General features: G+C 55.2%; 8 protein-coding genes. 1 reads left to right on the top strand and 7 read right to left on the bottom strand.

Annotated features, from left to right (window positions below; all coding sequences use genetic code 11):
- The 6 genes from ABJQ89_RS03390 to ABJQ89_RS03365 all read right to left on the bottom strand — a co-directional run.
- The coding region (locus tag ABJQ89_RS03390) for a P1 family peptidase (protein WP_348494864.1) at positions 1 to 145 on the bottom strand (145 nt) is incomplete at its 3' end.
- A gap of 47 nt (positions 146 to 192) precedes the next feature.
- The gene (locus tag ABJQ89_RS03385) at positions 193 to 933 is read right to left on the bottom strand and encodes a glucose 1-dehydrogenase (protein ID WP_348494863.1); all 741 of its coding nucleotides are present in this window, start codon (positions 931 to 933) and stop codon (positions 193 to 195) included.
- Between the two features lie 26 nt (positions 934 to 959).
- Complete coding sequence (locus ABJQ89_RS03380) at positions 960 to 2,414, bottom strand: aldehyde dehydrogenase family protein (protein WP_348494862.1); 1,455 nt, start codon at positions 2,412 to 2,414, stop codon at positions 960 to 962.
- Positions 2,401 to 4,005 carry a dipeptide ABC transporter ATP-binding protein gene (locus ABJQ89_RS03375; RefSeq protein WP_348494861.1) on the bottom strand — a complete coding sequence of 535 codons (1,605 nt, stop codon included), beginning with the start codon at positions 4,003 to 4,005 and terminating at the stop codon, positions 2,401 to 2,403. Before ABJQ89_RS03375 ends, ABJQ89_RS03380 begins: the two co-directional genes overlap by 14 nt.
- Complete coding sequence (locus ABJQ89_RS03370; protein ID WP_348494860.1) at positions 4,002 to 4,820, bottom strand: ABC transporter permease; 819 nt, start codon at positions 4,818 to 4,820, stop codon at positions 4,002 to 4,004. Before ABJQ89_RS03370 ends, ABJQ89_RS03375 begins: the two co-directional genes overlap by 4 nt.
- Positions 4,817 to 5,764, bottom strand: a complete 948-nt coding sequence (locus ABJQ89_RS03365) for an ABC transporter permease (RefSeq protein ID WP_348494859.1) — start codon at positions 5,762 to 5,764, stop codon at positions 4,817 to 4,819. The genes ABJQ89_RS03370 and ABJQ89_RS03365 overlap by 4 nt, the downstream gene beginning before the upstream one ends.
- Before the next feature lie 76 nt (positions 5,765 to 5,840).
- Between ABJQ89_RS03365 and ABJQ89_RS03360 the strand changes: the two genes are divergently transcribed.
- Entirely contained in the window at positions 5,841 to 6,953 is a 1,113-nt protein-coding gene (locus ABJQ89_RS03360; protein ID WP_348494858.1) for an acetoin utilization protein AcuC, read from the top strand.
- Positions 6,954 to 6,976: 23 nt separating this feature from the next.
- On the opposite strand, the gene ABJQ89_RS03355 is transcribed toward ABJQ89_RS03360, so the two are convergent.
- Positions 6,977 to 8,455: an ABC transporter substrate-binding protein gene (locus tag ABJQ89_RS03355; protein WP_348494857.1), complete on the bottom strand. Its 1,479-nt coding sequence runs from the start codon at positions 8,453 to 8,455 to the stop codon at positions 6,977 to 6,979.
- Between the last annotated feature and the right edge of the window lie 208 nt (positions 8,456 to 8,663).

The raw sequence follows: 8,663 nt of genomic DNA, 5'->3' as shown, positions 1-8,663 counted from the left end.
GTGCTCCCCCCTTGACATGAACAGATGACACTAGCGCTTTGTCGGAGGTCAAAACTGTGACGCCTGACTTGAGCGATATGTCTTGCGCATGGCCAACTTTGAGACCGTCAACGTCAGTGATCAGGTTTTTGGGGCCTGGTTGCATGGGGTAGAGCCTCCGACGGGGATACTTCGAAAAGGTGAACTAGGGAGTTAGATACAACGGCCGCCATCGACTTCCATGCAGACGCCTGTGATCATGCTGGCCTCGTCCGAGCAAAGGAAACTGGCGGCGTTGCCCATGTCCTCGGGCGTGGAGAAACGACCGATCGGTATGGTCGATAGGAACTGCGCGCGTCGCTCTGGGGTGTCTTCCCCCATGAAGGAGGCGAGGAGCGGGGTTTCGCCAGCAACGGGGTTAAGCGCATTGGTACGAATGCCGAAGGGTGCGAGTTCAACGGCCATAGTTTTGGTCGCGGTGTTCATCCAGCCCTTTGACGCATTATACCAATTGAGGTTCGGGCGCGGGCTTACGCCGGCGGTTGAGGCAACATTGAGAATAGCGCCTGTTTCGCGGGATTTCATATGTGGGACCAACGCACGCGCGATCAAGTAGACGGATTTGCAGTTCACCGCAAAAACACGGTCAAAATCGTCCTCATCGATGGTTTCCATCGCAGCAGGTAGATGCGTCACACCTGCGTTGTTCACGACGACATCAACTTGGCCCAACTCGCCAATTGCATATTTTGCCATCGCGTCAACGCTTGCACTGCTGCTCACATCAACAGTGAAAGGTGTTGCGCCTAATTCGTCGGCGATTGCGCTCGCGGCATTGGGGTTTATGTCAGCCACCAACACGCGGGCGCCCTCAGCGACGAATTTGCGCGCAATGCCTGCACCAAAGCCCGACCCACCGCCGGTGATGATCGCTGTTTTGCCCTCTAGTCGCATAAGTCCCTCCCTTTTTGCCCAAATGGCTAGCCGTGTTTTGCGGCAACTGTCTTTAACGTCGAAAATCCGTAAAGCGCTTCAAATCCTTTTTCACGGCCATGCCCGGATTTCCCGACACCCCCAAAGGGCAGTTCGACACCGCCGCCAGCGCCGTAGTTATTGATGAAAACCTGTCCAGATTTCAGGGCCTTCGCCAGACGCATTTGCCGCGCGCCATTTTCTGTCCAGATCGACGCGACAAGCCCGTATTCGGTGCTATTGGCAATCTTGAGCGCCTCGGCTTCATCCTCAAATGGAATGATGACTTGCACAGGGCCAAAGATTTCCCTTTGCGCGAGTGGATGGTTTGGATCAGGGCAGAGCAACAGATGCGGCGCAACATACACGCCAGCGTCTGGCGCTGTTTCGATGATTTGACCTTTGGCCGCGATCTGCAGGTCACTCCCTTGCTCTAGGAAGCTTGTCACGAGGTCTTTCTGACGCGTCGAAATTAAAGGGCCGAGCGCGTGGTCCTCAAGTGCAGGACCAACGCTGAGCGCGTTGTAACGCTCTGACATTGCTGCAACGACCTCGTCATATCTGCTACGTTGAACAAGGATGCGCGAAGAGGCCGAGCAGGTCTGACCAGCGTTCTGGATACCTGCATTCACGAGGAAGGGAAGCGCCTCTTCCAGATTTGCATCCTCAAACACCAATTGCGGGGACTTTCCACCCAATTCTAAAGTGACAGGAACCACATTTGCACCTGCCGCCTGTTGAACCAGAGCGCCCGTTGCGACGGAACCGGTGAAGGAAATATGTTGCACGTCTTTATGCCCGCTCAGCGCAGCACCAGCCTCTGCACCAAGTCCGGGCACAACGTTCAGCGCGCCATTTGGCAGGCCCGCTTGCCGTGCGATTTCCGCAAACATAAGTGCGGTCAGGCAGGCCTCTTCGGCGGGTTTCAAAACCGCCGCATTGCCCATTGTGAGCGCGGCCCCAACAGAGCGACCGATGATCTGCATGGGGTAATTCCAAGGCACGATATGCCCTGTGACGCCATGAGGTTCGCGCAATGTGTAAACGGTATATCCGTCGAGATAAGGAATGGTTTCGCCGTGAATTTTATCCGCCGCGCCACCGTAGAATTCCATGTAGCGTGAAAGTGCCACGGCATCAGCGCGCGCCTGCGTTAAGGGTTTGCCCACATCACGCGCTTCGAGATCTGCGAGAAGATCGACATTCTCCAAAACAAGTTGACCAATGCGCGTTAGAATGCGGCCCCGCTCAACAGCCGTCTTTCGCCCCCATTCCCCGTCCAATGCGCTTTGTGCAGCTCTGACAGCGGCATCGATATCAGCGCTTTGACCACGTGCGATTTGCGCCAGTTCGGTGCCATCGGAAGGGTCAATCAGCGCTACAGTCTGACCGCTAACAGGCGCGCGCCATGCGCCGTTGATCAAACAATGGGATGGATTGAACGGAAGATCAGGCAGAGACATCGGCATTCGCTTTCATATCTGGCAGGGTCGGGGCCGCAGCAATTAGGCTCGCAGTATAAGGGTGGCGGGGCGCATCGAAAACTTGGCGCGTTGGGCCGTCTTCGACGATTTCGCCGTCCTTCATTACCAAAACACGGTCGGTGATGGTACGCACGACAGATAGATCGTGGCTGATGAACAGATAGCTAAGGTCATGGCTTTGAGTCAGCTCGGCGATAAGATCGAGAATCTGTGCGCGGATGGATACGTCCAATGCGCTGACCGCTTCGTCAAAGATAATTACATCAGGGCGGATGATAAGTGCGCGCGCAATCGCGATGCGTTGACGCTGACCACCCGAAAAAGCGTGGATGTATTTGTTTGCATCATCTGGGTGCAAACCAACCGCCAACAAAGCTTCAGCTATACGTTTTTGACGCTCTTCCCCCGTCGGCGGCGTGGGCATCAAATGAAAGGGTTCAGTGATGATCCGCGCGACCTTGTGACGGGGATTGAAACTGCCGTATGGGTCTTGGAAAACGACCTGTAGGCCAGATCGTAGCGCGGCGGGCATGTCAGGCCCGACCTTTTGACCAAAGGCTGTGATCGCGCCGCCCTGCAAAGGCTCAAGGCCAAGAATTGCCCGCGTTAGTGTCGATTTTCCACAACCGCTTTCGCCGACCAGTCCGATACGTTCGCCTTGGTTAAGGGTAAAACTCACACCATTCACTGCGCGGTGATATTCACGCGGGGCAAAGAGGCGTGTGCGCGGTTTAGGATAATCGCGCACAACATCCTTCAAAACGAGTAAAGCATCATCAGGGACGGGCGCTTGGGGCAGGTCCACCTCATGAGAGGAGGCGGCAAACAACGCTTTGGTGTAGGGATGCTGCATATTGGCAAACAACGCACGGGTTTCGCCGGTTTCTACGACCTCTCCGTGTCGCATGACAACGATGCGATCCGCCATGTCAGACACGACAGCAAGATCATGGGTGATCATCAAAAGCCCGAGGCCAAAGTCCTGAACGAGGTCTTTCAACAGCTCCAGAATTTGCGCCTGCGTGGTGACATCAAGCGCCGTTGTTGGTTCATCCGCGATCAGCAATCGGGGGCGCAAAGCAATCGCCATAGCAATCACGACGCGCTGACGTTGCCCGCCTGATAACTCATGAGGAAAGCGCGACAGCTTGTAGGTTTCTGGTGGAAGACCGACACGGCTTAGAATGTCTTTCGCTCGTATTAGGGCGTCTGCACGGCTTGTATCGGTATGAAGCAGGATCGTCTCCATCACCTGATCACCGATGGTCTTAAGAGGGTTGAGCGCAGTCATCGGCTCTTGGAAAATCATGCCAATGTCATTGCCACGCAATTTGCACATGTCATGCTCTGGCGCGTTCAGCAGTTCTTGATCGTTTAGCTTAATCGAACCGCTGGTTTCAGTGCCGCGCGGCAATAGCTGCATCACGGAAAAGGCGGTCAGTGATTTGCCAGAGCCGCTTTCGCCGGTCACAGCAACGATCTCACCCTCTGCAATATCGAGGCTGACACCCTTCAAAATAGCCTTGCCATGAATGCTCAGGTCTAGGTTTTGGATCGACAAAAGGCTCATGTGCGCTCCACCCTGATACGCGGATCCAGCAAATCGCGCAGTCCATCGCCCATAAGGTTTAACCCCAGTACCGTCAGGATAATTGCACTCCCTGGGATCAGTGCCAGATGCGGCGCAAAGCTGACCATGGTTTGCGCATCGGCGAGCATACGGCCCCAACTTGGCAGGGGGGGTTGCGCACCAAGGCCGACGTAAGACAGGCCTGCTTCGGCCAAGATGCCCAGAGAGAATTGAATGGTGCCTTGAACGATGAGCAGATTGGTGACGTTGGGTAGAATATGTTCCAGCGATATGCGCGTGCGACCTTTGCCTGCAACGCGGGCGGCCATGATGAATTCGCGCTGCCATAGGGGCAATGCGGCGCCGCGGGTGAGGCGGGCGAAGACAGGAATATTAAAGATCCCGATCGCGATGATCGCATTGATTGCACCGGGGCCAAAGACGGCTGTAATCAAAATCGCAATCACCAGTGAGGGAAAGGCGAAAACCAAATCATTGCCGCGCATGATGATTTCATCAAGTAGGCTCCCTTGTCGCGCTGCGGCGGCCAAACCAAGGGGCACACCCACGCCCATGCCAATCCCAACAGCAACCAAAGCCACAGCAATCGACGTGCGCGCACCCACCATGATCATGGAGAAGATATCGCGACCAAAATGATCCGTGCCGAGCCAATTGGTGCCATTAGGTGTCTGCAGTTTCGCTGGGATATTCATCTGCGCTACGTCAAAGGGCGTCCAGACAAAGCTGATCAAAGCGGCGGCAATAAACAACGCGGACAATAGCGCGCCAATGATGAGATTGCGGGACTTCATGTGCGCGACCTTAACCGCGGATCAACAAAGGCATAAGCGAGATCGACGATGAAATTCACAACGATCACCGCAAAGACCAAGAGCATCACGACACTTTCCACAACGATCAAATCGCGTTGGGAAATCGATTGGAACACGAGGCGGCCCAAGCCGGGAAGATAGAAGACCTGTTCGATAATGATCGACCCAGCGAGCAGGAATGAAAATTGCAGGCCAATGATCGTGAGTACAGGTATTAGAGCATTGCGTAGCGCATGCCTCCAAAGCGCTTGGCGACGCGTTAATCCCTTGGCGCGGGCCGTGCGGATGAAATCTTCGTTCAGAATGTCGAGCAGGGAAGAGCGCATAACGCGAGCAAGGATCGCCGCTTGGGGCAGGGCCAGTGCGATAGCAGGCAAGGTCAGCGCTTTAAGTCCGACGAACAGGCCATCTTCCCAACCGGGGAAACCGCCTGCCGAAAACCAACGTAGGTTAATCGCGAAGACCAAAACTAACATCATCGCGAACCAGAAATTCGGGATAGCAACACCCAGTTGGGTTGCGCCCATCACCGCCACATCCCCCGGCGCACCGCGTCGCGAAGCCGCATAAATCCCTGCGGGAAAGGCAATCAACGTTGACAGCGCAAGGGCATAGAACGCGAGCGGCAACGACACCCACAAACGATCCGCAACCATCTGCGCAACGGGCGTTCGGTATGTGTAGGATGTGCCAAAATCGCCCTGCAACATGCCGAAGGTCCATGTCAGATAGCGTTCTAGCTTGCTTTGGTTCAGCCCCAATTCTTCCCGCAGCGCGTTGAGCGTGTCTTCTTGCGCATTGAGCCCAAGCATAAAGCTGGCAGGATCACCCGGCGCGACCTCGATCACCAAAAAGATCACGAGGCTGGCGATGATCAAGCTGATCACCAAAGACAGCAGACGTTTGAGCGAATAGCGAAGCATTTCGTTACGCTAGGCGAGGCGCGGCGAAGGGTCTAGAGGGCTTGTCGCTGTGACGTGACGGTTTATGACTGAGTGCATGTTAAAACAGCCGCTCTTCATCGGATCAGACATCTATCGTGGCTCGTCCTATGGCGGCTTGCACCCGTTACGCGTACCAAGGGTTTCTACCGTGATGGACCTGTCACGCGCGCTGGGCTGGCTGCCAGATGCGCAATTCGTGACCTCGCCGCGTGCCAAGCCAAAGGCGCTATGGGCGTTTCACACGCCCGAATATGTATCGGCTTTGGCGCGCGCAGAAAGGCGGCAACACGTCAGTGACGAAGAACGCTATCGGTTTCAGCTTGGCAACCATTCCAACCCAATTTTCGCTGAGATGTTTCGCCGTCCGGCGACGGGGGCAGGTGGCGTTATACTTGCAGGAGAATTGCTCAAAGCCGGTGGCACGGTTCATGTGCCGGGCGGCGGCACCCATCACGGCATGCCAGATCGTGCCAATGGATTTTGTTATCTGAATGATCCCGTCTTGGCGATCAAATCCTTGCAGCGTCATGGCGCGCAGCGGGTCGTGTATGTCGATATCGACGCGCATCATCCTGATGGTGTTGAAGTCGGATTTACGGGCGATCCCGATGTTCGAATGATCTCAACTCACGAGGAAAACCGTTGGCCGAATACGGGTCGTCTCGATGAGGCCGCGGGCGGAAGTGCTTTTAATCTTCCTGTGCCCAGTGGTCTGAACGATAGCGAAATGGCGATGATCTTGCAGGAACTGATCTTGCCCGCAGTTATAGATTTCGCGCCCGATGCTATCGTTCTGCAATGCGGATCAGATGCGATTGAGGAAGATCCGCTGTCGCGCTTAGCCTTGTCCAATAATGCTCATGTCGCGGTGGTGCGTGCATTGATGGGCATTGCCCCGCGTTTATTGGTGCTTGGTGGCGGTGGTTACAATCCGTGGAGCGTGGGACGGTGTTGGACTCGTGTTTGGGGCGCGCTCAATGGGCTACATGAACCCGAAATTTTGGAGGGTGCGGCCGAAACAGTCCTTCGTGATCTGAGCTTTGAAGGCAATTCACGGGGGCGCAATCCACCTGATCATTGGTTTGCGACACTCAAAGATACGCCGCGCGAAGGATCTGTGCGCAACGAAATACGCGCGCGCATTGATGTGCTGCGCGCGCGTTTCTAGGTCTTAGCGTGAACTAAGTTGGCTTAGTTTGCCCAGCTTACGCCAGTAAGGTCTGTTGCTTGTGTTGGCGCGTTTTCCCAAAGGCCTTGAACCTTCGCGTCCGCGACGGTTGGGAAAGCAAGTTGGAACAAATAACCATTCACATAGTCCTGCGAAATTGTCGTTTGCGCCGTTGCGATCATATCACTACGCATCGCCGGATCAGCCGTTGCGTTCAGCTTGGTCATCAGGGCTTGGAAATCTGGATTGTCATACTGGAAGTAATAATCCGGACGCGCATAGATGCCGATGTCGAAGGGTTCTGTGTGGCTGACAATGGTCAGGCCAAAGTCTTTGCCACGGAACACTGTCTCAAGCCACTGCGCCCATTCGACGTTGATGATTTCTGCCTTGATGCCAACTTCAGCAAGCTGGGCTGCGATGATTTCACCGCCGCGACGCGCGTAAGAGGGGGGTGGCAAGTGAAGCGTCGTTTCAAAACCATCGGCCATGCCAGCCTCTGCCAAAAGCGCTTTCGCTTTTTCAGGGTCATGCGCTGAGCCTGCTGTTAGATCGACGTAGTCTGGGTTGTGCGGCGCGAAATGCGTGCCAATGGGCGTGCCGTATCCGAACATCGCGCCATCGATGATCGCTTGACGATCAATCGCATGCGCGACCGCTTGGCGGACCTTCACGTTATCAAACGGTGGCATCTTGTTGTTGGTGGACAGGATCGTTTCACCTTCAGAGCTGCCAACGAGCACTTGAAAACGTGGATCGGCCTCGAACTGTGGCAGGTTCTCTGGCGCTGGGAAGCCTGCAAAGACGTCTACGTCTTGCGCCATGACTGCTGCAAAGGCCGCTGTTGGATCGGAGATGAATTTGAACGTTGCTGCTTCTAGCGCTGGTGCGTCGCCCCAATAAGCATCATTGCGCGTCAGTTCGATCTTGTCGCCCTGCACCCAGTTCGCAAATTTGAATGCGCCCGTACCGATTGGCATTTGTTTGATGTTCTCGGTGCTTTCCGGTGCAACAATCACCGCATCGCCCCATGCGAGGTTAAACAGCATACTGCCGTTCGCTTCTGCGAGGGTCAGTTGCACAGTCATTGGATCAACAACACTGACATCCGTGATGCCTGCATAAAGCGCCTTTTGCGCGTTTGTGCTATCTTCGGCGCGCGCACGGTCGAGCGAGAATTTCACATCCTCTGCATCCATCGTCGTGCCATCATGGAAGGTCACGCCAGAGCGCAGCTTGAATGTATAGGTCAAACCGTCCTCTGAAATTTCCCAGCTTTCGGCGAGACCGGCAACGACGGACCCATCCGCCATGAAGCGTGTCAGCCCTTCAAAAACATTGGAGTACAAAACACTATCAATCGCGCCAGCAGCGGCGGACGTCGGGTCGAGATGAGGTGGCTCAAGTTGTAGCGCAACAGTGATGTCTGATTTTGCAGCTGCAGCGTCAGCGAGCAAGGCAGCCGCAGAAGCGCCAAGCAAAAGGGTGCGAAGGTTGATCATTTTTAGTCTCCCAATGGTTGCTTGAGGGCGAGCGTAGCCACTTCAATTCGTGCTGGCTAGGAAAGAATTTGAGCTTTAGCGCTAACGCAGGGGGGATTTCGCCGTTAGGTCAGCAGAGTTTTGCCATGGCCTTGCTGCACGCGCATTGATATATGCCGCGACGCAGTAATTTGGGAGATTACCATGAGCGCGACCGCAAAACAAAAAG

This window comes from Planktotalea sp. (assembly GCF_039984035.1).
GTDB lineage: Bacteria > Pseudomonadota > Alphaproteobacteria > Rhodobacterales > Rhodobacteraceae > Planktotalea.
The sequence above is the reverse complement of the archived record's forward strand: the minus strand, read 5'-3'. Positions and strand labels throughout refer to the sequence as shown.